17 protein-coding genes are annotated in these 24,508 nt (G+C 73.7%); 11 read left to right on the plus strand and 6 right to left on the minus strand.

What is annotated here, in order from left to right:
* Window positions 1–33 precede the first annotated feature (33 nt).
* Both glmS and ACFV4G_RS24200 read right to left on the minus strand, forming a co-directional pair.
* On the minus strand, window positions 34–1,860 hold the full coding sequence (glmS, locus tag ACFV4G_RS24195) for a glutamine--fructose-6-phosphate transaminase (isomerizing) (RefSeq protein ID WP_380443699.1): 1,827 nt from the start codon (window positions 1,858–1,860) through the stop codon (window positions 34–36).
* A gap of 29 nt (window positions 1,861–1,889) precedes the next feature.
* Window positions 1,890–2,177: a hypothetical protein gene (locus ACFV4G_RS24200; protein ID WP_380443701.1), complete on the minus strand. Its 288-nt coding sequence runs from the start codon at window positions 2,175–2,177 to the stop codon at window positions 1,890–1,892.
* Window positions 2,178–2,357: 180 nt separating this feature from the next.
* Here ACFV4G_RS24200 and asnB point away from each other — a divergent pair, with 180 nt between their 5' ends.
* From asnB to ACFV4G_RS24220, 4 genes are all read left to right on the plus strand, one after another.
* Window positions 2,358–4,235 carry an asparagine synthase (glutamine-hydrolyzing) gene (gene asnB, locus ACFV4G_RS24205; RefSeq protein WP_380443703.1) on the plus strand — a complete coding sequence of 626 codons (1,878 nt, stop codon included), beginning with the start codon at window positions 2,358–2,360 and terminating at the stop codon, window positions 4,233–4,235.
* A gap of 221 nt (window positions 4,236–4,456) precedes the next feature.
* Window positions 4,457–5,566, plus strand: coding sequence for a hypothetical protein (locus ACFV4G_RS24210; protein ID WP_380443705.1), 1,110 nt, complete (start codon window positions 4,457–4,459; stop codon window positions 5,564–5,566).
* A gap of 118 nt (window positions 5,567–5,684) precedes the next feature.
* Window positions 5,685–7,109: a pyridoxal phosphate-dependent decarboxylase family protein gene (locus ACFV4G_RS24215; protein WP_380443707.1), complete on the plus strand. Its 1,425-nt coding sequence runs from the start codon at window positions 5,685–5,687 to the stop codon at window positions 7,107–7,109.
* A gap of 76 nt (window positions 7,110–7,185) precedes the next feature.
* Window positions 7,186–7,722: a hypothetical protein gene (locus tag ACFV4G_RS24220; RefSeq protein ID WP_380443709.1), complete on the plus strand. Its 537-nt coding sequence runs from the start codon at window positions 7,186–7,188 to the stop codon at window positions 7,720–7,722.
* Between the two features lie 34 nt (window positions 7,723–7,756).
* On the opposite strand, the gene ACFV4G_RS24225 is transcribed toward ACFV4G_RS24220, so the two are convergent.
* Complete coding sequence (locus ACFV4G_RS24225; protein ID WP_380443711.1) at window positions 7,757–7,963, minus strand: hypothetical protein; 207 nt, start codon at window positions 7,961–7,963, stop codon at window positions 7,757–7,759.
* 108 nt (window positions 7,964–8,071) lie between these two features.
* The gene (locus ACFV4G_RS24230; RefSeq protein ID WP_380443713.1) at window positions 8,072–11,953 is read right to left on the minus strand and encodes an amino acid adenylation domain-containing protein; all 3,882 of its coding nucleotides are present in this window, start codon (window positions 11,951–11,953) and stop codon (window positions 8,072–8,074) included.
* Between the two features lie 363 nt (window positions 11,954–12,316).
* On the opposite strand from ACFV4G_RS24230, the gene ACFV4G_RS24235 reads away from it, so the two are divergent.
* From ACFV4G_RS24235 to ACFV4G_RS24250, 4 genes are all read left to right on the plus strand, one after another.
* The gene (locus ACFV4G_RS24235; protein WP_380443715.1) at window positions 12,317–13,012 is read left to right on the plus strand and encodes a GNAT family N-acetyltransferase; all 696 of its coding nucleotides are present in this window, start codon (window positions 12,317–12,319) and stop codon (window positions 13,010–13,012) included.
* A gap of 265 nt (window positions 13,013–13,277) precedes the next feature.
* A complete protein-coding gene (locus ACFV4G_RS24240) occupies window positions 13,278–14,540 on the plus strand; it encodes a MurT ligase domain-containing protein (protein ID WP_359959229.1) in 1,263 nt (420 codons plus the stop codon).
* 46 nt (window positions 14,541–14,586) lie between these two features.
* Window positions 14,587–15,315, plus strand: coding sequence for a glutamine amidotransferase (locus ACFV4G_RS24245; protein WP_329931992.1), 729 nt, complete (start codon window positions 14,587–14,589; stop codon window positions 15,313–15,315).
* A 438-nt stretch (window positions 15,316–15,753) separates the two neighbouring features.
* Entirely contained in the window at window positions 15,754–16,779 is a 1,026-nt protein-coding gene (locus ACFV4G_RS24250; RefSeq protein ID WP_329931993.1) for a 6-phosphofructokinase, read from the plus strand.
* Between the two features lie 297 nt (window positions 16,780–17,076).
* On the opposite strand, the gene ACFV4G_RS24255 is transcribed toward ACFV4G_RS24250, so the two are convergent.
* Window positions 17,077–19,488 carry a ricin-type beta-trefoil lectin domain protein gene (locus ACFV4G_RS24255; RefSeq protein ID WP_380443718.1) on the minus strand — a complete coding sequence of 804 codons (2,412 nt, stop codon included), beginning with the start codon at window positions 19,486–19,488 and terminating at the stop codon, window positions 17,077–17,079.
* Window positions 19,489–19,792: 304 nt separating this feature from the next.
* On the opposite strand from ACFV4G_RS24255, the gene ACFV4G_RS24260 reads away from it, so the two are divergent.
* Window positions 19,793–21,418, plus strand: a complete 1,626-nt coding sequence (locus ACFV4G_RS24260; protein WP_380443720.1) for a protein kinase — start codon at window positions 19,793–19,795, stop codon at window positions 21,416–21,418.
* A 110-nt stretch (window positions 21,419–21,528) separates the two neighbouring features.
* On the opposite strand, the gene ACFV4G_RS24265 is transcribed toward ACFV4G_RS24260, so the two are convergent.
* The gene (locus ACFV4G_RS24265; RefSeq protein ID WP_380443724.1) at window positions 21,529–22,467 is read right to left on the minus strand and encodes an NAD-dependent epimerase/dehydratase family protein; all 939 of its coding nucleotides are present in this window, start codon (window positions 22,465–22,467) and stop codon (window positions 21,529–21,531) included.
* A gap of 184 nt (window positions 22,468–22,651) precedes the next feature.
* On the opposite strand from ACFV4G_RS24265, the gene ACFV4G_RS24270 reads away from it, so the two are divergent.
* Window positions 22,652–23,620 carry a cytochrome c oxidase assembly protein gene (locus ACFV4G_RS24270; protein ID WP_380443726.1) on the plus strand — a complete coding sequence of 323 codons (969 nt, stop codon included), beginning with the start codon at window positions 22,652–22,654 and terminating at the stop codon, window positions 23,618–23,620.
* A gap of 100 nt (window positions 23,621–23,720) precedes the next feature.
* The gene (locus ACFV4G_RS24275) at window positions 23,721–24,353 is read left to right on the plus strand and encodes a YdcF family protein (RefSeq protein ID WP_380443728.1); all 633 of its coding nucleotides are present in this window, start codon (window positions 23,721–23,723) and stop codon (window positions 24,351–24,353) included.
* Window positions 24,354–24,508 lie beyond the last annotated feature (155 nt).

A 24,508-nucleotide genomic window follows, 5' to 3' on the forward strand; every position in this document is an offset into this window, starting at 1 on the left:
GGTCCGCCCGCCCGCACGCGAGCTGCCGGACGGCTACTCCACCGTCACGCTCTTCGCCAGGTTGCGCGGCTTGTCGACGTCGCGGCCGAGGGCCACCGCCGCGTGGTAGGCGAGGAGCTGGAGCGGGATGTTGAGGAGCAGCGGGTCGAGCTCGGGCTCGCTCTTGGGGACGAGGATGCAGTGGTCGGCGAGCTTGTCCTCGGGGCGCCGGTGGGCGACCGCGATGACGCGGCCGGAGCGGGCCTTGATCTCGCCGAGGGTGGTGAGGTTCTTGTCGAGGAGCTCGTCGTCCGGGACGAGGGCGACGGTCGGCAGCTCGGGGCTGATCAGCGCCAGCGGGCCGTGCTTCAGCTCGCTCGCCGGGTAGGCCTCGGCGTGGACGTAGGAGATCTCCTTGAGCTTCTGCGCGCCCTCGCGCGCCACCGGGTAGCCGCGGACCCGGCCGATGAACATCATCCCGGCCGACTTGGCGTACTCGGCGGCGAGTTCGGCGATCGCGTCGCTCTGGTCGAGCACCTCGCGGATCTGGTCCGGCAGCGCCTTGAGGGCGGAGACGATGCGCCGGCCGTCGGCGGGCGAGAGGTCGTGGATGCGGCCGAAGTGCAGGGCCAGCAGCGCGAAGGCGACGACCGTCGAGGTGAAGGCCTTGGTCGAGGCGACCGAGATCTCCGGCCCCGCGTGCAGGTAGATGCCGCCGTCGCACTCGCGGGCGATCGCGCTGCCGACGGTGTTGACGACGCCGAGGACGCGGCCGCCCTTGCGCTTGATCTCCTGGACGGCGGCCAGCGTGTCGTAGGTCTCGCCGGACTGGCTGACGGCCACGTACAGGGTGTCGGCCTCGATCACCGGGTTGCGGTAGCGGAACTCGGAGGCGGGCTCGCTGTGCGCGGGGACGCGGGAGAGCTCCTCGATCAGCTGGGCGCCCATCTCGCCGGCGTAGTAGGCGGAGCCGCAGCCGAGGATCTTGACCCGGCGGATCTCGCGCAGTTCGCGGGCGTCGAGGTTGAGGCCGCCGAGGTGGGCGGTGGCGAAGCGCTCGTCGAGGCGGCCGCCGAGGGTGCGCTCGACGGAGCCGGGCTGCTCGTGGATCTCCTTGAGCAGGAAGTGCTCGAAGCCGCCGGTGTCGTAGGAGTCGATCTCCCAGTCGACGGTGGACGGCTGGCGGTGGGTGGTGCGGGCGTCCTCGGTGAAGGTGCGGAAGCCGTCGGCGCGGACGACGGCGAGCTCGCCGTCCTCCAGGTGCACGACCTGGCGGGTGTAGCGGACGAGGGCGGAGACGTCGGAGGCGGCGAACATCTCCTTCTCGCCGATGCCGAGGACGATCGGGCTGCCGTTGCGGGCGACGACGATGCGGTCGGGCTGCTCGGCGTCCAGGACGGCGATGCCGTAGGTGCCGACGACCTTGCCGAGGGCGGCGCGGACGGCCTCCTCCAGCTCGACGCCCTCGGCGGCGTGCGCGGCGATGAGGTGGGAGAGCACCTCGGTGTCGGTCTCGGAGCGGAAGACGGCGCCGTCGGCGGTGAGCCGGGCGCGCAGCTCGTCGGCGTTCTCGATGATGCCGTTGTGGACGACGGCGATGCGCTCGGCGTTGTCGAAGTGCGGGTGGGCGTTCTCGTCGCTGGGGACGCCGTGGGTGGCCCAGCGGGTGTGGCCGATGCCGGTGGTGCCCTTGAAGCGGGCGGGGACGGCGGCGGCGAGGTCGGCGACCCTGCCCTTGACCTTGCGGAGCTTGATGCCGCCGGTGCGGCCGGCGACGGCGACACCGGCCGAGTCGTAGCCGCGGTACTCCAGCCGGGCGAGGCCTTCGAGCAGGAAGGGGGTCGCGTCCTTGGGGCCGATGTAGGCCACGATTCCGCACATGACGGGCTCCTCCGTGAGGTGGTGTCGGCTCAGCCGTAGACGATCCGGCGCAGCTGGCGCGCCGAGAGCTCCGGTGCCGCGACGCGGCGGGCCGGGAGCTCCTCGGCGAGCCGGGCGAAGATCCGTTCGTTGGTCAGTCCCCGCGCCTGGAGCTCACCGTGGCGGCGGCGGACGTACTCCTCGGTGGTCTCGGAGAAGTACGCCAGGACCTCCGCCACGACCCGCGCCGCCTCCCGGGGCCCGAGGGGGCTGGTCCGGGTGAGGTGGGCGACGAGGTCGTCATGAGGGTGGGGTGAGCTCGGCACGGAGGAAGACATTAGGCGGACGACGACCCGGAAGCCAAAGTTTCTGCCCGGAATCGGGCAGACATTCCGACTTTCGGCCCAGGCAACCATGCGGAACCCTTCCCTTCACCTTTTCGACACACCCTTGTCGCTCACCCGGACGCCACGTAGCGTGACCCTCTCCACACGTAGCGGAAGACCGGAGGCTTGCTGATGTGCGGCATCACCGGATGGGTCGCCTTCGACCGCGACCTCACCGCCGACCGGAACGACCAGCGCGAAACCGCCCGCAGCGTCCTCGACGCCATGACGGCCACCCAGATCTGCCGCGGTCCGGACGCGGGCGGGGTGCACCTGGAGCGCCACGCCGCGATCGGGCACCGCCGCCTCGCGGTGATCGACGTCGAGGGCGGCGTCCAGCCGATGACCGTCGAGCACGACGGCCGGCTGCTGGCCGCCCTCACCTACAGCGGCGAGGTCTACAACCACGACGAGCTCCGCGCGGAGCTGCGGGCGGCCGGCCACCGCTTCCGCACCCGCAGCGACACCGAGGTCGTGCTGCGCGCCTACCTGGAGTGGGGCGAGCACCTGGCCGAGCGCCTGAACGGCATGTTCGCCTTCGCGATCTGGGACGCCCGGCACGAGGAGCTGCTGCTGGTGCGCGACCGCATGGGCGTCAAGCCGCTGCACTACCACGCCACGGCGGACGGCGTGGTGTTCGGCTCCGAGGTGAAGTCCCTGCTCGCCCACCCGTCCGTCCGGCCGGTCGTGGACCTCGACGGGCTGCGCGAGATCCTCGCCTTCTGCCGCACCCCGGGCATCACCCCCTACCGCGGCATCGCCGAGGTCCGCCCCGGCCACGTCGTCCGCGTGCGCCGCGAGGGGATCACCGTGCGCCGCTACTGGGCGCTGGAGGCGCGCGAGCACACCCACAACCTGGACACCACCGTCGCGACCGTCCGCGCCCTGCTCGACGACATCGTGCACCGCCAGCTCGACTCCGACGTACCGCTGTGCTCCCTGCTGTCCGGCGGCCTGGACTCCAGCGCCGTCACCGCCCTGGCGGCGGGCGTGCTGAGCCGGGCCGGCGCCGGCCCGATCCGCTCCTTCTCCGTCGACTTCGCCGGCCAGAGCGAGAACTTCCACGCCGACGCGATCCGGTCCACGCCGGACGGCCCGTACGCCCGCATGCTGGCCGAGCACGTCGGCGCCGACCACAACGTCATAGAACTGGACGCCGCCGACCTCACCGACCCCGCCCAGCGCGCCACCGTCCTGCGCGCCCGGGACCTGCCCGGCGGCTTCGCCGACATGGACGTCTCGCTCCTGCTGCTCTTCCGCGGCGTGCGCCGGCAGTCCACCGTCGCCCTGTCCGGCGAGTCCGCCGACGAGCTCTTCGGCGGCTACCCCTGGTTCCACGACCCCGACGCGATAGCCGCCGACGACTTCCCGTGGGCGCCCTACATCGAGCGCGGCCTCGCCGGCCCGGGCGCCGGCATGCGCGAGCAGCTGCTCGACGCCGACCTCCTGCGCAAGCTCGACCTGGCCGGCTACCGCCGCGCCCGCTACCGCGAGGCGCTCGCCGAGGTGCCGCACCTGCCCGGCGCGAGCCCGCTGGAACGCCGGATGCGCGAGGTCTCCTACCTCAACCTGACCCGCTTCGTGTGCCTGCTCCTCGACCGCAAGGACCGGATGAGCATGGCCAACGGGCTGGAGGTGCGGGTGCCGTTCTGCGACCACCGGCTCGTCCAGTACGTCTTCAACACGCCGTGGGCGATGAAGAGCTTCGACGGCCGGGAGAAGAGCCTCCTGCGCGCCGCCGTCCGGGACGTGCTGCCGGACGAGATCGCCGACCGGGTGAAGAGCCCGTACCCCGTCACCGCCGACCCGCACTACCCGGCGCTGCTGCTCGCCGAACTCGCCGAACTCGCCGCCGAGGGCAAGTCCCCGGTGCTCGGCCTGCTCGACCGGCGGCGGCTGAACGACGCGCTCGCCCCCGGGACCGACCCGCAGTCGGTGCGGCTCGGCGTCGACCTCGCGCTGGACCTCGCCACCTGGCTGACGGAGTACCAGGTGTCGCTGGAGATCTGAGCGTTCCCTCCCCCGCGCGGCGCAGCGGAGCCCCCGGGCCGGCTGCGCCGTCGGGGCGGGCCCCGGCGGCCCCACGGGACCGTCCCGCGCGGGGCGGGGACCGGACGGTGCGGTAGCGTCGCCGACACTCCCGGATGGCGGGCGAAAACGCGGACTGCGGCCGCTTCGCGCGTCAGGATGGGAGCGAACCGTCCGCACTCGATCCGCCGGGGGATCCCGTCATGCAACCGCGAGCGTTCGCGATTCTCACCGCCCTGCTGCTCGGCGTCCTCGGCCTGGGCTCGGTGGCCGTCACCGACTGGTCGCCGGCGAGGGCGAACGCGGCGACCGCCCAGGTCGCCGCCGCCACCGCCGCCTCGCCCGACGGCACCCCCGCCGCGAGCGCCACCCCGACCGGCGACCCGGCGGTCTGGACCCGCTCGACGCTGCGCAACAAGATGATGGCCGAGATGGACGCCACCGACCCCGGCGTCGCCCTCGCCGACCTCGACAAGATCACCAAGGAGAAGCCGTACACCGTGCGCTTCTGCCACCCGATCGCGCACGAGCTCGGGCACGCGGCCGTCAAGCGGTTCAACGCCGACTTCCAGAAGGTCATCTCCTTCCCGCACGAGACCTGCGCGGCCGGCTACCTGCACGGCGCCGTCGAGGAGATGCTGAACGCCTCCACCCAGCCCGAGGTGGACCTGCTCAAGCTGTGCGCCCCCAAGAACAGCGGCCCGTGCATCCACGGCGTCGGCCACGGCACGATGTTCGTCGCCAAGCAGGACGTGGCCAAGGCCCGCGACCTGTGCAACAAGTTCACCACCGACCAGAACCGGATCCGCTGCTCCGAGGGCCTGTTCATGCAGCTCTTCGGCCCGGACGAGGAGGACGAGCAGGCCAAGGCCAACCTGCCCGCCGACAAGCTCGCCCAGGACCCGCTCTACCCGTGCAAGGACCAGCCGTCGCTGTTCCAGTCCGCGTGCTACTTCTACGCGCCGACCTTCTACCTCTCCTCGCACGACTACCCGAACCACCCCGAGGTGTACGCCGACGCCCTCAAGTGGTGCCTCAACGGCAAGGCGAGCGGCGGGGCCGTCGACTGCAGCCGGGGCGTCGGCTCGCGGACGATGAAGTACAACCTCGACCGCGAGGACTGGGCCGCCCAGCAGTGCGCGACGGCCGCCGACGGCTGGCAGCGCAAGGCCTGCGCGGAGGGCCTGGTCAGCTACTACACGGTGAACTACACCGACGGCGGCGCGGCCGGACGGCTCTGCGTCAAGATCACCAACAAGGAGATGCAGGGCTACTGCCGCTCCGCGAGCGGGCTCTCCGCCTCGCTGGACTGAGCCCGCCGTCCCGGTCGACGGGCCCGCGCCGCACGGCGCGGGCCCTTTCCGTACCATCGGCTGATCACCCGGTGCGCCGAGGACGCCGCGCCCCCTCCGCACCGCTGGAGCACGCCGCATGGCAACCGACGACTTCCGCACCGCCGCCCACGCCACCGCCGACCTCGTCTCCGACCACCTCGCCGAGTTGCCCGGCCGCCCCGTCTGGCAGCCCATGGACGACGCGGCCCGCAGCGCCCTCCTCGACGCCCCGCTGCCCGCCGACGGCCGCCCGCTCGCCGAGCTCGTCGAGGCCATCGGCCGGGACGTCCTGCCCCACCCGATGGGCAACGGCAGCCCGCGCTTCTTCGGCTGGGTCAACTCCGCCCCCGCCCCCGCCGGCGTCCTCGCCACCCTCGCCGCCTCCGCCATGAACCCCAGCTCCGCCGGCGGCGACCACGCCGACGTCCACCTGGAGCGCGCCGTCGTCCGCTGGATCGCCGAACTCGTCGGCTTCCCGCACCCGGCCGGCGGCGGCCTGCTCACCTCCGGCACCTCGATGGCCACGATCGTCTGCCTCGCCGCCGCCCGGAACCGCGCCGCCCGGCGGGCCGGATGGGACGTCCGCGAGGACGGCCTCGCCGGAATGCCCCCGCTGGTCGGCTACGTCACCGGCGAGACGCACTCCTGCGTCCGCAAGGCCGCCGAGCTCCTCGGCCTCGGCAGCAGGCACCTGCGCACCGTCGCCACCGGCCCGGACGGCCGCCTCGACACCGCCGACCTGCGCGCCGCGATCGAGCGCGACCGCGCCGCCGGGCTGCTGCCCTTCCTCGTCGTCGCCTCGGCCGGCACCGTCGGCACCGGCGCCGTCGACGCCTTCGGCCCGATCGCCGACCTGTGCGCCGAGCAGGAGCTGTGGCTGCACGTCGACGGCGCGTACGGCGCCTTCGGCGTCCTCGACCCCGCCATCGCCCACCGCTACGCCGGACTGGAGCGCGCCGACTCGCTCGCCCTCGACCCGCACAAGTGGCTCGGCGTGCCGGTCGACTGCGGCTGCGCGCTGGTCCGCGACACCGACGAGCTGCGCGGCACCTTCAGCCTCGTCCCGTCCTACCTGCGCGACGAGGCCGCGGGCGAGCTCGGCTGGTTCTCCGAGTACGGCACCGAGCAGACCCGCCCGTTCCGCGCGCTCAAGGTGTGGGCGACCATCGCCCACAAGGGCCGCGCGGGCCTCTCCCGCGACATCGCGCGGTGCACCGCGCTCGCCCGCCGGCTCGGCGAACTGGTCGAGGCCGACGGCGAGTTCGAGCTGCTGGCCGAGGTGCAGACCTCGATCGTGGCCTTCCGCCACCGCCCCGCCGGGCTGGACGGGGCCGACCTCGACGCGCTCAACCGCGAGCTGCCCGTCGCCGTGCAGCGCCGCGGCAAGGTCTTCGTCACCGGCGCCCGCCTGGACGGGACGGAGATGCTGCGCGCCTGCCTCCTGAACGCCGACACGACGGAGGCGGACCTGGAACTCCTCCTCGCCGAGGTGGCGGCGGCCGCGGCGGACCTCCGGAAGTAACGCCCGGGCCGATACCTTAACCCGCAGGTCACGGGAGGTTCGTGGACGGGAAACACCACACGGGGACAGTGGTGCCATGGAGCACACGGAGCACACCACGACAGCCGTCCACACCTCCGCAACGCCCACCCCCTCCCGCGCCCGGACCCGCACCCACCGCTGGCGCCGCGACACCGTCGAGCTCGCCGCCGTCTTCGTCTCCGTCACGGCGGCCGACCTCGTCGCCAAGGTCGTCGTGAAGGGCCACGACGGTCCGGTGCTGCTCGCCGCCTCGGCGGTGGCCCTGCTGGCCACGACGCTGTTCCACACGTGGTGGTCCCACCGGCAGCACCTGCACGGCCCGCCGCCGCCCCCCGCCACCGAGATCGCCCCGACCGCCCTCTGGCGGGTCCGCGCCACCGTCGAGGACTCCCCCGCCGGCCTGGCCCGCGTGTGCACCGCGTTCGCCGAACAGCAGGTCATGATCGTCTCGATGCAGTCGCACCCGCTCCCCCGCGGCGCCGTCGACGAGTTCTTCCTCCGCGCCCCGCACGCCCTCTCCGGCACCGACCTGGCCGCCCTCGTGACCACCGGCGGCCACGACCTCCTGGACGCACCGACCCGCATCGTGTGAGCGGAAGCCGGAGAGGGCCCGCGGGGCCCCGGGCTCAGCCGTTGTCGGGCTGGACCACGCAGACGGCGTTGCCGAGCATCGAGCCGAAGCCGCCGAGGAGGGAGCCGGTCACGGACTTGCAGGCGGCAGCCTCCTGCGGGGTCTTGGGGCCGTGGTTGCTGCTGTCGGCGGCGGCGGGCTGGGCGAGGGCGAGCAGCAGGGCGCAGCCGGCCATGGCGAACACGGTCTTCTTCAACGACATGGAGAAGCCCCTTCGGGGTCGAGGTGGGTTCGGCGGAGAGCCGAGCCATCCCTATCCGAAGGGGCTTCCCGGCTCACGGATCCTGGGCCATCCGTGAGCGTGTCCGCGTCAGTGCCCACGCGCCATCCGCTCCAGCGCCCGGATCGCGGCGGCCAGTTCGACCACGCCGTGCTCCTTGAGGACGCCGTAGTGGTCGGCGGTCAGGTCGACCACGGTGGGCGGGGCGGCGCAGTAGCCGGAGCTGCCCTCGATGAAGGAGTAGTCGTCGCCGGTGGCCTTGAAGATCGTCACCGGGACGTCCAGCCGGCGCTCGGCGAGCTCGCGGAAGCTGTACTCGAACTCGTAGGTCTCGCCGACGATCCGGACGATCCGGCTGACCACCTCCTCCTCCAGGGTGGGGAGCAGCCGGCGGATCGAGGTGACGAAGGTGTCCTCGTCGGCGGTCTCGGTCAGGCAGCGCTCCAGCTCCGGACCGCTGATCCGGCCGGTGAACACCCCGAACAGGATGGTCACGTACGCCGGGTTGGCGTACGAGGCCTCGCGGCCCCACGTGCGGCCGTCGGCCCGGCGCACCTCCGGGTTGCCGGGGCAGATCAGCAGCAGGTTCTCGACCCGCCGGCCGGCCTGTTCCAGCTGCCAGGCGGCCTCGAAGGCGACCCGGGCGCCGAAGGAGAAGCCCCACAGCGTGTACGGGCCCTCGGGCTGCACGCGGCGCAGTTCGGCGACGTCGGCGGCGGCCATCTCGCGGATGGTCGGGTACGGCGTCTCGCCCGCGTTGATGCCGTGCGCCTGGATGCCGTAGAAGGCGCGTCCGTCACTCGCCTCGCGGCCGAGCAGGCGCAGGTTCATCGGGTAGCCGCCGAGGCCGGGCCAGCAGAACACCGGTCGCTCGGGGGTGCCGGGGTGCAGCGGGACGAGCCGTGAGGAGGCCGCGGAGCCGGCGCCGGCCGACGCGTCCGCGATGCGGGCGGCGAGGTCGGCGAGCTTCGGGCACTCGAAGACGACCTGGAGCGGCAGGGCGGTGCCGAACGCGCGGTTGATGCGGTTGACCAGGGCGACGGCGATCAGCGAGTTGCCGCCGGCGGCGAAGAACTCGTCGGCCGTCGAGACCGTGGCCGGGTCCTCGTACCTGAGTGCCTCTCCCCAGGCCTCGGCGAGCCACCGCTCCTGCGGGGTGGCGGGGGCGACGTACTCGCCGCGGACGTCGGCGTCGCGGACGGTGTCCGAGGCGGCGAGCGCCTTGAGGTCGACCTTGCCGTTGGCGGTCAGCGGCAGGGCGTCCAGCACGAGGACGCGGTTGGGGAGCATGTAGTCGGGCAGCAGGTTGGCGAGTTCGTCCTTGATGATCTCGGCCGGTCCCTTCATGTGGACGGTGTCCTCGTGCATGCCCTCGCTGCGGACCTGCTCCTCGCTCACCTTGCCGCCGAGGAAGAAGTACGACGGGCCGGTGGGGATCCCCGCGGCGCCGAGGATCTCGTCGAAGCGGCGCGAAGCGGGCAGCGGGTGGCCGGACTTGGAGCTGTAGCCGGAGGACATGAAGCCGAAGGACAGGCCGTTGCGCTGGAGGTGGTGCAGCTTGGTGCCCAGGGCGACGTACTGCAGCCAGTCCTCGCCGGCCCGGCTGACGGCGGTGATGCCGAAGGCCGAGCGGGCGTAGACGGCCTGGTTGATCGCGATGACGTGGCGGGACTGCACGACGTCGTCCGAGACGCGGGTCAGCTCGCCGCCGGCGTGGCGGTACAGGCCGGCCGGCAGGCCCTCGACGCGGTCCTCGTGGGCCTGGACGTACACCTCGGTCGGGTCGGCCTGCGGCGTGCCGTCGCCGCGGACGACGGCGAAGCTGCCCAGGTAGTGGTCCTCGTCGGCGACGTCCAGCCGGTCCTTGACCGCCGGGTGGAAGCCGAGCGGGCGGACGTCCAGACCGTACTCGGGCAGCACCTCCTCGAAGACGCCCAGCATGTGGCCGGTCTCGAACTCCAGCACCTCGCGGATGTTGTTGGTGTAGACGGGGGCGATGGCGCCGGTCTTGCCGGAGAAGTGCAGCGTCAGGTAGGGGTCCTGGCGCTCCTCGGCGTCGCCGACGCGTATGAGGCTGTGCTCGACGGGGTGGTAGTAGTACAGGCCGGCCCCGAGCCCGTCGAGGCCGCCGGTCTCCAGGTAGAGCTGGGTCGCGTACAGCGCGCCGGGCGAGGCGTAGGCGTACTTGGGCAGCAGCCGCTCCTCGCTGTGGAACTGGCCGAACCAGCGCAGGACGCGGCCGAGTTCGGGCAGGCTCAGCAGCTCCAGGCCGCGCCCGAAGGCACCCGCGGGGCGCGGGGCGAGCAGCGCGGCGAGGTCGTCGCGGGTCACCCGGCCGCCCTCGTAGAAGCGGTAGGTCTTGCGGGCGAAGACCTCCCGGCGCTGCGCCGCGGTCCCACGGCGGCCGGGCAGGTCGACGTGCGGGCGGCCGGCGAGCTGCCCGAGGTCGCGCAGGCCCGGGTCGGAGAGCTGGGCCTTGACCTGCAGGCGCCCGGCCTTGGACTGGTGGTGGCGGCCGTGGTTGCCCTGGTCCATCAGGGCCGCCTCACGCGGATTCAGCTCGACGCAGGCGATCAGGTTCTGATGGCCGGTGCGCTCGTCGGAGGTGACGATCGCGGCCGAGCGGCGGACCCAGGTGTGCTCCTCGATCGCGCGGGCGATCTCGTCCAGCTCGACCCGGTAGCCGCGCAGCTTGACCTGGTTGTCGACGCGGCCGGCGAACTGGAGGGTGCCGTCCGGGTTCCAGTGCGCGAGGTCGCCGGTGCGGTAGAGCCGCTCGTGCGGGGTGAACGGGCAGGGGACGAAGCGCTCGGCGGTCAGCTCGGGGCGGTGCAGGTAGCCGCGGGCCAGCTGGACGCCGCCGATGTACAGCTCGCCGGTCTCCCCCTCGCCGACCGGGACCAGGTCGGCGTCGAGGACGTGGCACCGGGTGCCGTCGACCGGCCGGCCGATCGGCACCGCCCCGGCGCCTTCGCCGAGCGCGGCCGGGTCGACGACGTGCGCGGTCGCGTTGATCGTGCACTCGGTCGGCCCGTACAGGTTGACCAGGGTCGCCCACGGCAGGGCGGTCGTGAGGTCGCGGGCGAGGCGCAGCGAGAGCGCCTCGCCGCCGGAGAAGATCCCGGTCAGGCTGCGGCTGTCGGCGAAGCCCTCGGTGTCGAGCAGCGCCTGGAGCAGGGTCGGCACGCACTGCAGCGCGGTCACCCCGTGGCGGCGGACGGCGGCGACGAGCGCCTCCGGGTCGCGGTAGAGGCCGGGCGCGCCGGCGACCACGCGGGCGCCGACGGCCGGGGCGAGGATCTCCCACTGGGCGGCGTCGAAGCTCATCGGCGTCTTCTGCAGCACGGTGACGTCCTGGCCGAGGTGGCCGGCGCCGTGCATCCAGCGCAGCTGGGAGACGACGGAGCCGTGCTCGATCACGACGCCCTTGGGGCGGCCGGTGCTGCCGGAGGTGTAGATGACGTAGGCCAGGGACTCCGGCGCCGGGTGGGCGCCGTCGTCGGGACGGACGGCCGGGGCGTCCGCGAGCGTGACGACCTCGGTGCCGGCCGGGGCCAGCGCGGCCAGCCGCTCACGCAGGTGCTCCTGGGTGACGACGATCCGGGTGCGGCTGTCCTCGATCATGTAGCGCAGCCGGTCCTCGGGGTACTCGGGCGACAGCGGCAGGTAGCCGGCCCCGGCGTACAGGACGCCCCAGGCCCCGGTGACCAGCTCGGCCGACGGCTCGGTGAACAGGCCGACGGGGGTGTCGGCCCCGGCGCCCAGCCGGCGCAGGAGGCCGGCCAGGCGGCGGGCGTCCTCGCGCAGCTCCGGGAAGGTGAGGTCGCGGCCCTCGCCGACGACGGCCACCGAGGCGGGCCGGGTGCGCGCCTGGTGGTCGAGCAGGCCGGTGAGCGCGGTGGCGGCGGGGGCGCGCCGGGCGTGCGGCACGGCGGTGGTCGCGGTGGCGGGGACGGACGGGGTGGTACGCATGAGAGAGCCTTCGTTCGTGGACTGACACGCCCCGGCGCCCTGTGTTCGTCAGGAGCGCCGGACATGTCCACCACCGTCGGCCGCCCGTTGTCCCGGCCACATGAGGCACCGGTCTGGACCTCTGCCGGCTCCGTCCCGGCCCGACAGGGACCTTCTGCCGGATCCGTCCCGGCCCGACAGCGCCTTCCACCGGATCCGTCCCGGCCCGACAGCGCCTTCCACCCGGATCCGTCCCGGCCCGACAGCGCCTTCCGCCGGATCCGTCCCGGCCCGGTCACGGGCACGTCCCGGGTCCGTCCCGGACACTCGTGCGTTCACGATCGCGTAACCGCGCCGAAGCGCGGTGTCGGTAGCGTCGCCTCCATGACGGCATCGCACACGCGCTTCGAACGGCTCTGGACCCGGTCTTTCGGCAGGTCCGACCGGAGGTGCGCGGTGCCCGAGGGGCCCGGTGGCCGGGTGGCGCTCCTCGACGCCCCGCTCCGGGCCGCCCGGACGCACCCGGCGAAGGGCCGGCTGCACGCCCTCGTCGCGGAGGAGCCGCTCCCCGCCCGGCTGTCCCTGGCGGACGGGACCGCGCTGATCGTCCGCGCGGCCGGTCCGGCCGACAAGGCCGGGGCCCGGGCGATGCACCAGCGCTGCTCCCCCGCCTCGCTGCGACTGCGTTACCACGGGCCGGTCCGCGACTCCGACCGCCACCTGGACCACCTGCTGGACGGGCGGCACGGGCGCAGCCTCGCCGTGACGGCCGGGGACGGGCGGATCGTCGCCCTCGGGCACCTGATGTGGGACGACGGGGAGGCCGAGCTGGCCGTCCTGGTGGAGGACGGCTGGCAGCGGCGCGGGCTCGGACTGGCCCTGCTGCGCCGCCTGGCCGCGATGGCCCGGGCCGCCGGGATCGGCACCGTGTACGCGGTGACCCACGCCTCGAACGCGGGCCTGATCACGGCGATGCGCCGGCTGGCCGTGCCGCTGGACTTCCGCGCCGAGGACGGCACCCTCGTGATCACCGCCGCCCTGGCGGGCGCGGAGCCGGCGCCGCACCGTCCGGCCTGCTGATCATTTCTTCACCACATTCTCACCGGGAACCGTCCGGCCCTCCGGCGGCGTCATCCTTCCCGCGGGAGCTCCGTCCGTACACCGCCCTTCCTGACGGCACGTCAGGCCGCCCGGGGCGGGCCCCGGGGGGCGCGTCGCAGCAGGCGGCGCGGGGTCCGGATCGTGGGGCCGGGTGACGGAGTCGGTAGGCTGGCCCCGTCCCCGCCGCCCGACGGCCCGTTAACCGGCCCCCGGGCGGTGCCGCAGCAAGGAGGAACCACTGAGCATGGCAGGCACCGAATCGGAGCCCACAGGCGCGCGCGACGCCTCCCTGCCGGCCCGCGCCAAGATCGCGGTCACCGCCGGCAAGGTCGCGGCCGCCGTGTCGCGCAAGGCCGGTCGCGGCAGCGGCTCGGTGATCGGCGGCAAGGTCGCCCTCAGGCTCGACCCCGACCTCCTCGCCACCCTCGCCGACCACCTCGACGTCGTGCTGGTCAGCGCCACCAACGGCAAGACCACGACCACCCGCCTGATCGCCGAGGCGCTGCGCGCCGCCGGCCCGGTGGTCTCCAACGCCCTCGGCGCCAACATGCCGGCCGGCATCACCTCCGCCCTGGCCGGCGGCTCGGACGCCCGCTTCGGCGTGATCGAGGTCGACGAGAAGTACCTGGCCGGGGTCGCCCGCGACACCCGCCCCAAGGCGATCGCCCTGCTCAACCTCTCCCGCGACCAGCTCGACCGGGCCGCCGAGACCCGGATGATGGCCGAGAAGTGGCGCGAGGGCCTCCAGGACACCGAGGCCGTGGTCATCGCCAACGCCGACGACCCGCTGGTGACCTGGGCCGCCTCCTCCTGCAAGAAGGTGGTCTGGGTGGCCGCCGGACAGGCCTGGAAGGAGGACGCCTGGTCCTGCCCCGCGTGCGGCGGCGTCATGCAGCGCCCCGGCGACGACTGGTTCTGCCAGGAGTGCGGCTTCCGGCGCCCCAACCCGCACTGGGCGCTCCAGGGCACCCACGTCATCGACCCGCAGCGCGGCGCCTGGCCGATCCAGCTCCAGCTGCCCGGCCGGGCCAACCTGGCCAACGCCACCAGCTCGGCCGCCGTCGCCGCCGTGTTCGGCGTCTCCCCGCAGGTCGCGCTGGAGCGGATGCGCTCGGTGACGGCCGTCGCCGGCCGCTACGACGTCGTCCAGTACCAGGGCCGCGACATCCGGCTGTTGCTCGCGAAGAACCCGGCCGGCTGGCTGGAGACCTTCTCGCTGATCGACGGCCCGCCCGCCCCGGTCATCCTCTCCGTCAACGCCCTCGACGCCGACGGCACCGACACCTCCTGGCTGTGGGACGTCGACTACGAGCGCCTCGCCGGGCACCCGGTCTTCGTGATGGGCCAGCGCAAGCTGGACCTGGCCGTCCGCCTGGAGGTCGCCGGACTGCAGTTCCACGTGGTGGACACGCTGGAGCAGGCCGTCCGGATGGCCCCGCCCGGCCGGATCGAGGCCATCGCCAACTACACCGCCTTCCAGCAGCTGCGGAAGGTCGTGGCCGGCTGATGCCGCGCCCCCACGCCCCTCTTTTCGTGACGGAAGGCCTTCGAGGATGAGTGAGAGCAGCCTGCGCGTGGTCTGGGTCTACCCGGACCTGCTCAGCACCTACGGCGACCGCGGCAACGCCCTGGTCGTGGAGCGCCGGGCCCGCCAGCGCCATCTCAACGTGACCCGGATCGACGTCCGCTCCGACCAGGCGGTCCCCACCAGCGGGGACATCTACCTGATCGGCGGCGGCGAGGACCGGCCGCAGCGCCTGGCCGCCGAGCGGCTGCGGGCCGACAGCGGCCTGGTGCGGGCCGCCGAGAACGGCGCGATCATCTTCGGCGTCTGCGCCGGCTTCCAGATCATGGGCCACGAGTTCGTCAACGACCTCGGCGAGCGCGAGCCGGGCCTCGGCCTGCTCGACGTCTGGACCACCCGCGGCGAGGGCGCCCGGTGCGTCGGCGACGTGCTCGCCGACGTCGACCCGCGGCTCGGCCTGCCGCAGCTGACCGGCTTCGAGAACCACCAGGGCGTCACCCACCTCGGCCAGGGCGTCCAGCCCTTCGCCAACGTCGCCGTCGGCCGGGGCAACGGCACCGGCGACGGCACCGAGGGCGCCTGGCGCGACACCGTCTTCGGCACCTACCTGCACGGCCCGGTGCTGGCCCGCAACCCCGCGGTCGCGGACATGCTGATCAAGCTGGCGCTGGACGTCAACGCCCTGCCGCCGGCCGACACCACCTGGTACGACGCGCTGCGCGCCGAACGCATCGCCGCCACGACGCGCCCCCAGTAAGGGCTTGCCTTCGGACTCCCGTCTGCCTGGCGACGCCTGGGCACGCGCCTCGCGGGCGGACGACGGGAGTCCGAAGACAAGCCCAGTACACCCGTACGCCCCAGCCGGGTGCCCGCCATGCGGTCACCCGGTCCACGGGCGGCCCGGAACGTACGACAATGGGGGCTGCCGGCTGCACACCCTCCTCGGCAGCAGGCTGCACTTCCACGCGGGGGCGCCGACGGCGCCGCTCCCGCGTCGGCTCCTGCCCGGCCGGACCAGGGGTCGTATGCTCGACACCACGGCCTTTTTCGGGCGTTCTGCCCGATTCGGCCGATCCTTCACCCCACGGTCAGCTCCCCGCCACCCCGGCGTGGGAACGCACCGCTACGGTGACGGCTCGTCGTCCCAGCCTGTAGTCCGGCCGTTCCTCGGTTCTGCTCGGGAGTTGCAAAGCTAATGCGTATCGGAGTGCTGACCAGCGGCGGTGACTGCCCCGGCCTGAACGCGGTGATCCGCTCCGTGGTCCACCGGGGGGTGGTCGACCACGGCGACGAGATCATCGGGTTCGAGGACGGGTGGCGCGGCTTCCTGGAGGGCCACCACCGCCCCCTCACCCTGGACTCGGTGAGCGGCATCCTCGCCCAGGGCGGCACGATCCTCGGTTCGTCGCGGGTGCAGCCCAGCCACCTGCGCGACGGCGTCGAGCGCGCCAAGAAGTACTGCTCGGACCTCGGCCTGGACGCCGTCATCCCGATCGGCGGCGAGGGCACCCTCAAGGCCGCCAAGCTGATGAGCGACGCGGGCCTGCCGATCGTCGGCGTGCCGAAGACCATCGACAACGACATCGCCGCCACCGACGTGACCTTCGGCTTCGACACCGCCGTCTCGGTCGCCACCGAGGCGCTGGACCGGCTGAAGACCACCGCCGAGTCGCACCAGCGGGTCATGGTCGTCGAGGTCATGGGCCGGCACACCGGCTGGATCGCCCTCAACGCGGGCATGGCGGCGGGCGCGCACGCGATCGTCGTCCCCGAGCGGCCGTTCCACATCGAGCAGCTGACCGCCGTCGTCCGCGAACGCTTCGACCGGCAGAAGAAGTTTGCGATCGTGGTCTGCGCCGAGGGCGCCAAGCCCGAGCCCGGCACCATGCACTGGGAGGAGGGCGTCAAGGACATCTACGGCCACGAGCGGTTCACCGGCATCGCGACCCAGCTCTCCCGCGAGCTGGAGCACCGACTCGGTAAGGAGGCCCGTCCGGTGATCCTCGGCCACACCCAGCGCGGCGGCACCCCGACCGCCTACGACCGGGTGCTCGCCACCCGGTTCGGCTGGCACGCCGTCGAGGCCGTCCACAAGGGCGCGTTCGGGCACATCACGGCGCTGCAGGGCACCAACATCAACCTGGTGCCGCTCGCCGAGGCGGTCGCCGAGCTGAAGACCGTCCCGCAGGAGCGCTACCTGGAGGCCGAGACGGTCCTCTGACCTCGTCCTCCCGCTGCGGAGCCCCCCCGGGGGGGGGGCCCCCGGGGGGGCCCCGCCGGCCGGGGGGCCGCCCGCGGGGGGGGCGCGTTGGGGGGCCCCCCCCCGACACGCCACCCGCCCGCCCGCGCCCCGGCGGCGCCGCCGCCCCCCCCCCCCGGCGGGGGCTCCCGCGCGTCCGGAGGACGCTCCGGCGGTGGCCCGGTTTGGCGTCCCCCGCCCGTGCCCCGGAGGTAGCCGGGCCCCCGCCCCGGCTGCCGTTGCCGGTGGCGGGGGTGGGGGCCCGGACGATGTGGCGGGTTACGGGAGCTTCCACTGCTGGTTGGTGCCCCCGTTGCAGTCCCAGATCGCCAGCCGGGTGCCGTTGGCGGTGGCGAGGGCCGGGTCGTCGAGGCAGCGGCCGGACTGGGTGCTCTTGAGAGTGCCGTCCGGCTGGGGCGTCCACTGCTGGTTGGCGCCCGCGTTGCAGTCCCAGAGCTCGACCGGGGTTCCGTTGACGGTGGCGGCGCCGGTCACGTCGAGGCACTTGCCGCCGTGGGTGAGGGTGCCGTTGGACCAGGTCCACACCTGGGAGCCGCCGCCATTGCAGTCCCAGAGCTGGACGGCGGTGCCGTTGGCGCTGGAATCGCCGTTGTCGTCGACGCACTTGCCGGGCAGCGCGGAGGTGATCGGGCCGGTGTGGGTGGTCGGGGTGCCCGGGGTGAGGGCGAAGTCGTCGAACTGGTCGGTCCGGTAGCCGGTCACGCCGAGGCCCGCCTGGCCGTTGGTGAAGCTGCCGTCGGTCGCGCTGCCCACCGTGACGCCGTCGACGGCGGCGGTGAGGGTGGTGTCCTGCATCGAGAGCGCGACGGTGTGCCAGCTGCCGGTGCCGGGGGCGGTGGTGGTGCCGCTCGCGAGGGTGGTGAAGTTCCAGCTGGTGTCGCTCTTGTCGATGGACCAGGCACCGGTGTCGCTCACGCGCAGGTGGTAGGCGTTCAGGCCGTTGTTGTTGCGGCCCTGCTGGTTGACCCGGCCCAGGAGTTCGACGGTGCTCGACTGCTCGAAGAGGGTGTCGGCGGTGACCGTGTAGTTGGCCCAGCTGCCGTCGCCCATCATCGTGTACGGGGCGTCGTACGGCTCGTCGGTCCAGCGGATCGGCGTCGCCGGGGCCATCTGGCGCAGGCAGGTGCCGGTGCGGCCGCCGCCGCACGGGACGGTCCGGAAGGCGCCGTTCATGTCCGTGAAGTACCTGGGCGAGGTGGTCGTGGCGGGCGTCTCGAAGTCGTCCGCGTACGGCAGTCCGAGCGCGGCGGGGGCCGGCGGGGTGGCGGCGCCCTTGCCCTGGCCGGTCGTGGTGGTGACGGTGTAGACGTGGCCGGGCCGCAGGGTCAGCGCGAACGAGCCGCCCTGCGGCGTGACGTCCTGGGTGTGGACGAACCAGTCCGCCGGGTCGGCCGAGCCGAGGTCGGTGGACCACACGTGCACGGTGCCGGTGGACAGGCCGCCGGTGACGGTGAAGCTCGCGGTCTGGGCGGCGGTGGCGTCGGCGGTCTCGATGACGGTGCTGTAGTCGGTGGTGTTCGGTGACTTCAGCGTCACGTAGCTGCCGTTGGCGCGCGCGCCGCCGAGGTACCCGCCCGCCGAGTCGATGTAGCGCCAGCCGGGCTGGACGAACTGGGCGGTGTGCGCGGTGACCCACGTGGTCCTGCCGATCGTGTAGCTGCCGGACCAGGGCTGGTCGGCGATCGACATGCCGGCGGTGGAGAAGAACAGGTTCGGGTAGAGCGCGGCGATGACGGGCCAGTTGATGAACGAGGTCATCCGGCCGTCGAGGTAGCCGCGGTTGATCGCGCGCGCGACCGCGGGGGCACCGTCGTTGGCGTCCTCGGAGCCGTTCTCGCTCGCCCACAGCGGCTTGCCGAGCGCCCGGGCGTTCGCGGTGCTGGGGCAGTTGGTGAAGGAGCCGAGGTAACCGCAGGGGTAGTGCACGCCGACGACGTCGACGGCGTTCCTGAAGGCCTGGTCGGTGGCCATGGCGTCGGCCACGGCCCAGGAGTCATCGGCGGCGACGACCTTGGTGGCGCCGTAACCGTGGGAGACCAGCGCGCTCTTGAGGTTCTCGTACCAGGCCGCGTTGAAGCCGCGCTCGTTCCAGCCGCCGAGGTAGGAGACGGCCAGGTGGTGCCGGTCCGCGCAGCCCATCCAGGACATCAGGTAGTCGATGGTGTCCCGGGACCAGAAGTTGCCCCCGCTGCCGGTGTCGCCGATCCAGCCGGGGGCGCCCCAGGACAGGCCGTAGAACGTGATGCCGGGGTTGCGGGCGAGGGCCTGCTCGGCGAGCCACCACTCGTAGCCCTGGTCGCAGTCGACGGTGCCCCTGGTGTGCTCGATGCTGGGCTCGGCGCCGTCGGTGGAGTTGGTGTCGCCGCCGATCTCCAGCTTCAGCACCTGGAGCGAGGCGCCGTAGCCGGGCTTGAACAGGTAGTCGAGCAACTGGCTGCGCTGCGGCTCCGGATAGTCGGCCAGCAGGCGCGAGTTGCCGCCGCCGCCGGAGATGGCCCCGATCCCGTCGAAGGTGAGGCCGGGCCGGGTGCCGTCGACGGTGACGGCGGTCTGGACCGGCGTGGCGGCGTGGACGGCGGAGGGTGTGGCCAGGCTGCCGAGCGCGCCCAGCAACAGCGCCAGGGCGCCGAGGGCGGTGCGGAGTTTCGAGGGTTGGTAGCTGCGACCCATGGGCGTCTCCCGGGACGGATTGGCGAGGGGATGACCGGGCAGGAGCGTAGACCCAACTTCCAACACCAATCAACAATCTGACACCACATCAAACATCGGATTCCTGCCGAACCCTGGCCAGCCACGTCCGATCGCGGTGATTTCTGAGCGATTGTGTTGCCACTCCCCGACGTCACGGCCCTCATCAAAACCTCAGCATCGTGGCGGGAGACTGTCCGGGCGTGGCGCGCGACCCTTCCCCCGGTGGTCGCGCGCCATTCCTACGACCCCGCGTGTCCTCCGCGCCCCGCCGAGAGAGCCCCAGATGCCCGAGCACCAGGCCGACACCCTCCCGACCGCCGCCTTCCAGCCCCTGACCGCCGACGACCCCGCCACGGTCGGCGGCTACCGGCTGTTCGCACGGCTGGGGTCCGGCGGGATGGGCCGGGTGTACCTCTCGTACACGCGCGGCGGCCGGCCGGTGGCCCTCAAGGTGGTCCGGCCCGAGCTCGCGGAGGACCCCGAGTTCCGGGAGCGCTTCGCCCAGGAGGTCGCCAGCGCGCGCCTGATCCACGGCTTCTACACCGCCCAGGTCGTCGACGCCGGGGTGGACGCCGCCGTGCCCTGGCTCGCCACCACCTACGTCCCCGGCCCCTCGCTCCACCAGGTGGTCCGGCGCGCAGGGCCGCTCGCCGAGCAGACCGTCCTGCTCCTCGTCGCCGGCATCGCCGAAGCCCTCCAGGCGATCCACGCGGCCGGCGTCGTCCACCGCGACCTCAAGCCGGGCAACGTCCTCCTCGCCGCCGACGGCCCGCGCGTGATCGACTTCGGCATCGCCCGCGCCGTCGACGCCGCCGCCCTCACCAGCACCGGACTGCGCATCGGCTCCGCCGGCTTCATGGCGCCGGAACAGGCCCGGGGCCTGCGCGCCACGTCCGCCACCGACGTCTTCGCCCTCGGCGCCCTGGCCGCCTACATCGCCGGCGGCGCACCCCCCTTCGGCGGCGGTACGGATGCCGGCGCCCTCTACCGGGTGATCCACGAGGAGCCGGACCTCGCCCTCGTGCCCTCCTCCCTGCGCGGCCTCATCGGCTGGTGCCTGGCGAAGCGGCCCGAGGACCGTCCGACCACGGCCCAGGTGATCGAAGCCGTCCACGGCCACCCCGCCGTCGTCGGGGACCCGCGCTTCGCCGACGGCTGGCTGCCCCCGCAGGTGCACGCCGAGATCGCCCGACGCAGCGACCTGCCCCGGGCCCCCTCCGAAGCGCAGACCGTCCTCGTCCCCGCGCCACCGCTGCACGACGGGGCGACGGCGCTGGCACCGGTCGCGCCCGAAGTGGACCACGGCATGGCCGCCCCCGAGGCCGCTTCCGTAGCCGCCCCCGTGGCCGCTCCCGTGGCCGCGCCGATCCGCAGACGTTCCCACCGCCGGACGGCCCTGATCGCCGCGGCCGCCCTCGCCCTCGGGTCGGCCGGCACGTTCCTCCTCGTCCACCGCACGGACGACGGGCGCCCGGCCGCCGACAACCGCACGGTCGAGAGCGCGACCGACCCGGAGGCCCCGCCAGCCGCCGCCCCCGTCTACACGGCCGTGTACACCGGCACCGCGCTCACCTCGTCCGACCGCAACGACGAGTTCGACCTCCGGAAGGGCACGGTCGCACCGGAGGGAACGGCGTCCTGGTACCTCGCCCGGACGTCGAGCGAGTTCCTCCTCGCCGACGGCAGCGACGCCTACGTCGGCACGGACAGCAGTCTCGGCACCGCCGACTGCCTCAAGGGGCTCGGCTCCCAACCCGCCTCCCGGCTCGACTTCGCCACCCTCACCGGCCGGGCCTTCTGCGTCCGCGAGGACGACGGCCGCGACCTGGCCGTCGTCCGGCTGCTGTCGGCCGCCCCGGGCGGCGGGCCGGTCAAGGTGTCGGTCGACCACTACCGCCGGGCCGACTGACCTTCCCGCCAGGGCGGTTCAGCCCATCGCCGCGAGCACCGCGCGGCGGGCCGGTCAAGGTGTCGGTCGACCACTACCGCCGGGCCGACTGACCTTCCGGCCAGGGCGGTTCAGCCCGTCGCCGCGAGCACCGCGCGGTACCAGTCCGCGGCGGCGACGAGCCGGGCGAGCGGCCCCGGGCCGGGCGGGCAGGCGGCCAGGGACCAGATGTCGTCGCTGCGGTACCAGTGGTCGAGGGCGATCATCGCGAACTGCCGCTCCGAGACGCGGCCCGGCGCGGCGGCCAGCAGGCGGCGGCACTCCTCCCACGGGACAGCCGGGCCGGCCGGCGCGGGGACCAGCCCGAGGGCGTCCAGCGCGTCGAGGAGCTCCCCGGCGCGGACGGGCTCCGGGTGGCTCGCGTGGTGGACGCCCGACGGCACGGCGGGCTCGGCGGTCGCGACGGCGACGACCAGGCGGGCCAGGTCGGCGCGGTCGACGAGCGAGAGCCGGGCCCCGCCGCCCGCCCAGCGCACCGGCACCCGGCGGACCAGTTCGGCCACGGCGGGCACCACCCAGCGGTCCCCCGGGCCGGTCACCACGCCGGGCCGCAGCACGACGGCCCCGGCGGCCAGCGCGGCCCGCTCCCCGAGCAGCCGGGTGCGGCTGGCCTCCGAGGCGGGCACGGCGGGCACCTCGTCCACGCCGACACCCGCGTGCGGGCCCGGCCCGTACACGGCCGCGGTGGACAGGTGGACGACCCGGGAGACCCCGGCCCGGCGGGCGGCGGCCATGACGGCCCCGGTGCCGCGGACGTTGACCTCCTCGCACTCCTCGGCGGTGCCGGAGATCCGGGATGCGAAGTGGAGCAGGACGTCGGCGCCGTCGCACAGCTCGGCGAGGGCCTCCTCGTCGGCGAGGTCGCCCTCCACCCAGGACGGGCCGCTCACGGCGGGGACCTTCCGGGCCAGCGCGCGGACCTCGAAACCGTCCAACGCCCGGAGCACCGCCGAGCCGATGAAGCCCGTCGCCCCCGTCATCGCGATCCGGGGCCCCGTGGTCGAGGTCACCGCCCACCCCCTCCGTCAGGCCGCTCATTGTAGTGAGACGCGCCCACCCGCACGGAGGGGGCGGGGCACGGCCGGGGGTAAGGCCCGCCTAGGCTGTATGCCAAGCAAAACGGGCGAACCGGACCCCACCGGGGGCCACCAGGACGGAAAGCGGGACCCGCCGATGGGCGACGGAATGTCAGGCATGCACCACCACGGCGGGATGACCCAGCTAGGACCGTTCACCCTCTCCAACGTGTGGACCTGGTCCCCCGACTGGGTCTTCCTGGCCGGCTGCCTGGTCGCCCTCGGCCTGTACGCGCTCGGCGTCGTCCGGCTGTACCGCCGCGGCGACAAGTGGCCGGTCGGGCGCACCGTCGGCTGGGCCCTGGGCGTCGGCTCGGTGATCCTCGTCACCTGCAGCGGACTCAACGACTACGGAATGGCACTGTTCAGCGCGCACATGATCCAGCACATGGTGCTGTCCATGCTGTCGCCCATCCTGCTGCTCCTCGGCGCCCCGATCACGCTCGCGCTGCGCGCGCTGCGCCCGGCCGGCAAGGGGCGCCCGCGCGGGCCGCGCGAGCTGCTGGTGGCGCTCCTGCACAGCCGCTACGTCAAGGTGATCTCGCACCCGGCGTTCACCATCCCGCTGTTCATCGCGAGCCTGTACGGGGTCTACTTCACCCCGCTGTTCGACTTCCTGATGCAGTACCGCGCCGGGCACATCTTCATGATGGTGCACTTCCTGGCCACCGGGCTGGTGTTCTTCTGGCCGATCATGGGCGTGGACCCGGGCCCGAACCGCCCCGGCCACGTGATGCGGATCATCGAGCTGTTCATGGGCATGCCGTTCCACGCCTTCTTCGGCGTCGCGGTGATGATGGCCAACCACCAGCTGGTCAGCACCTTCACCACGGCGGGCGCCCCGCCCGGCACCGACCTGCTGGCGGACCAGAAGCTCGCCGGCGGCATCACCTGGGCGTTCGGCGAGATCCCGACGGCGATCGTGCTGATCGCGCTGGTCTACCAGTGGATGGGCTCCGAGCAGCGCAAGGCCCGCCGCGCCGACCGCGCCGAGGAGCGCAGCGGCGACGCCGAGCTGGAGGCGTACAACGCGTACCTGGCCTCGCTCAATCAGCGCGGGAAGCGCCCGGCGGCCGACGCGGGCTGAGGCCGGCCGAGGCCCGCCGCGTCACGTCGCGTACGTCACGGAACCCCCGTCCCGGACCACCGTCCGGAACGGGGGTTCCGTCGTAGGCGTTCGAGGAGGTATGCACGTCCTCCTGATCGTCGCCGTCCTGCTCGGCGGGTACGCCCTGCTGTGGCTGCTCGGCTTCCTCGGCCGGGCGCTGCACTACCGCCGGCAGCCCGTTCCGGACGGCGCCGACTACGTCGTCGTCCTCGGCGCCGGACTGCACGGCTGCGACGTCACGCCGCTGCTCGCGGCCCGGCTGGACGCCGCGCTGGAACGGTTCGCCGCCGAGGAGGCCGCCGGGCATGCGCCCCTGCTGCTGGTGACCGGGGGCAAGGGGCCGCACGAGGAGTGCACCGAGGCCGCCGCGATGGCCCGCTACCTGCTCGCCCGGGGCGTCCCGGCCGGGCGGATCCGCCGCGAGGAGCGGGCCACCGACACCGTCGAGAACCTGCGTTTCAGCGCGGCCCTGATGGCCGCCGAACGGCCCGGGTACCGGTGCACCGTCGTCACGAGCGGTTTCCACGTCCTGCGCTCGGCCACCGCCGCCCGCCGGGCCGGTGCGCCCGGCCGGGTCGCGGCGGCGGACGGGCTGCTCGCCCACGGGCCGTACCTGCTGCTTCGGGAGGCCGTCGCGACGGCCCTGGCGTACCGGCGACTCAACGCCGCCGCCGTTGCACTCCTGGTCCTGATCGCCCTCTGCTGCTGGTGAGACGACGGGCGGGCCCCCCCGGGGGCCCGGCCGGGGGCCCAACCCCGCGGGGCCCGCGCCGGCCCCCCCCCGAGCCTGGGCCCCGGGTGGGGGGGGGGCCCGCCCGCCGCGGCCGCGCGGGGCGCCCCCCCGGCCGCGAGCACCGGGTCCGGGTG

Origin of the sequence: Kitasatospora sp. NPDC059747, assembly GCF_042732955.1 — a bacterium.
GTDB lineage: Bacteria > Actinomycetota > Actinomycetes > Streptomycetales > Streptomycetaceae > Kitasatospora.

Excerpts from the sequence above, each read along its gene's own strand:
- glmS (WP_380443699.1), bottom strand. The coding sequence starts at position 1,860 with ATGTGCGGAATCGTGGCCTACATCGGCCCCAAGGACGCGACCCCCTTC.
- ACFV4G_RS24200 (WP_380443701.1), bottom strand. The coding sequence starts at position 2,177 with ATGTCTTCCTCCGTGCCGAGCTCACCCCACCCTCATGACGACCTCGTC.
- asnB (WP_380443703.1), top strand. The coding sequence starts at position 2,358 with ATGTGCGGCATCACCGGATGGGTCGCCTTCGACCGCGACCTCACCGCC.
- ACFV4G_RS24210 (WP_380443705.1), top strand. The coding sequence starts at position 4,457 with ATGCAACCGCGAGCGTTCGCGATTCTCACCGCCCTGCTGCTCGGCGTC.
- ACFV4G_RS24215 (WP_380443707.1), top strand. The coding sequence starts at position 5,685 with ATGGCAACCGACGACTTCCGCACCGCCGCCCACGCCACCGCCGACCTC.
- ACFV4G_RS24220 (WP_380443709.1), top strand. The coding sequence starts at position 7,186 with ATGGAGCACACGGAGCACACCACGACAGCCGTCCACACCTCCGCAACG.
- ACFV4G_RS24225 (WP_380443711.1), bottom strand. The coding sequence starts at position 7,963 with ATGTCGTTGAAGAAGACCGTGTTCGCCATGGCCGGCTGCGCCCTGCTG.
- ACFV4G_RS24230 (WP_380443713.1), bottom strand. The coding sequence starts at position 11,953 with ATGCGTACCACCCCGTCCGTCCCCGCCACCGCGACCACCGCCGTGCCG.
- ACFV4G_RS24235 (WP_380443715.1), top strand. The coding sequence starts at position 12,317 with ATGACGGCATCGCACACGCGCTTCGAACGGCTCTGGACCCGGTCTTTC.
- ACFV4G_RS24240 (WP_359959229.1), top strand. The coding sequence starts at position 13,278 with ATGGCAGGCACCGAATCGGAGCCCACAGGCGCGCGCGACGCCTCCCTG.
- ACFV4G_RS24245 (WP_329931992.1), top strand. The coding sequence starts at position 14,587 with ATGAGTGAGAGCAGCCTGCGCGTGGTCTGGGTCTACCCGGACCTGCTC.
- ACFV4G_RS24250 (WP_329931993.1), top strand. The coding sequence starts at position 15,754 with ATGCGTATCGGAGTGCTGACCAGCGGCGGTGACTGCCCCGGCCTGAAC.
- ACFV4G_RS24255 (WP_380443718.1), bottom strand. The coding sequence starts at position 19,488 with ATGGGTCGCAGCTACCAACCCTCGAAACTCCGCACCGCCCTCGGCGCC.
- ACFV4G_RS24260 (WP_380443720.1), top strand. The coding sequence starts at position 19,793 with ATGCCCGAGCACCAGGCCGACACCCTCCCGACCGCCGCCTTCCAGCCC.
- ACFV4G_RS24270 (WP_380443726.1), top strand. The coding sequence starts at position 22,652 with ATGCACCACCACGGCGGGATGACCCAGCTAGGACCGTTCACCCTCTCC.
- ACFV4G_RS24275 (WP_380443728.1), top strand. The coding sequence starts at position 23,721 with ATGCACGTCCTCCTGATCGTCGCCGTCCTGCTCGGCGGGTACGCCCTG.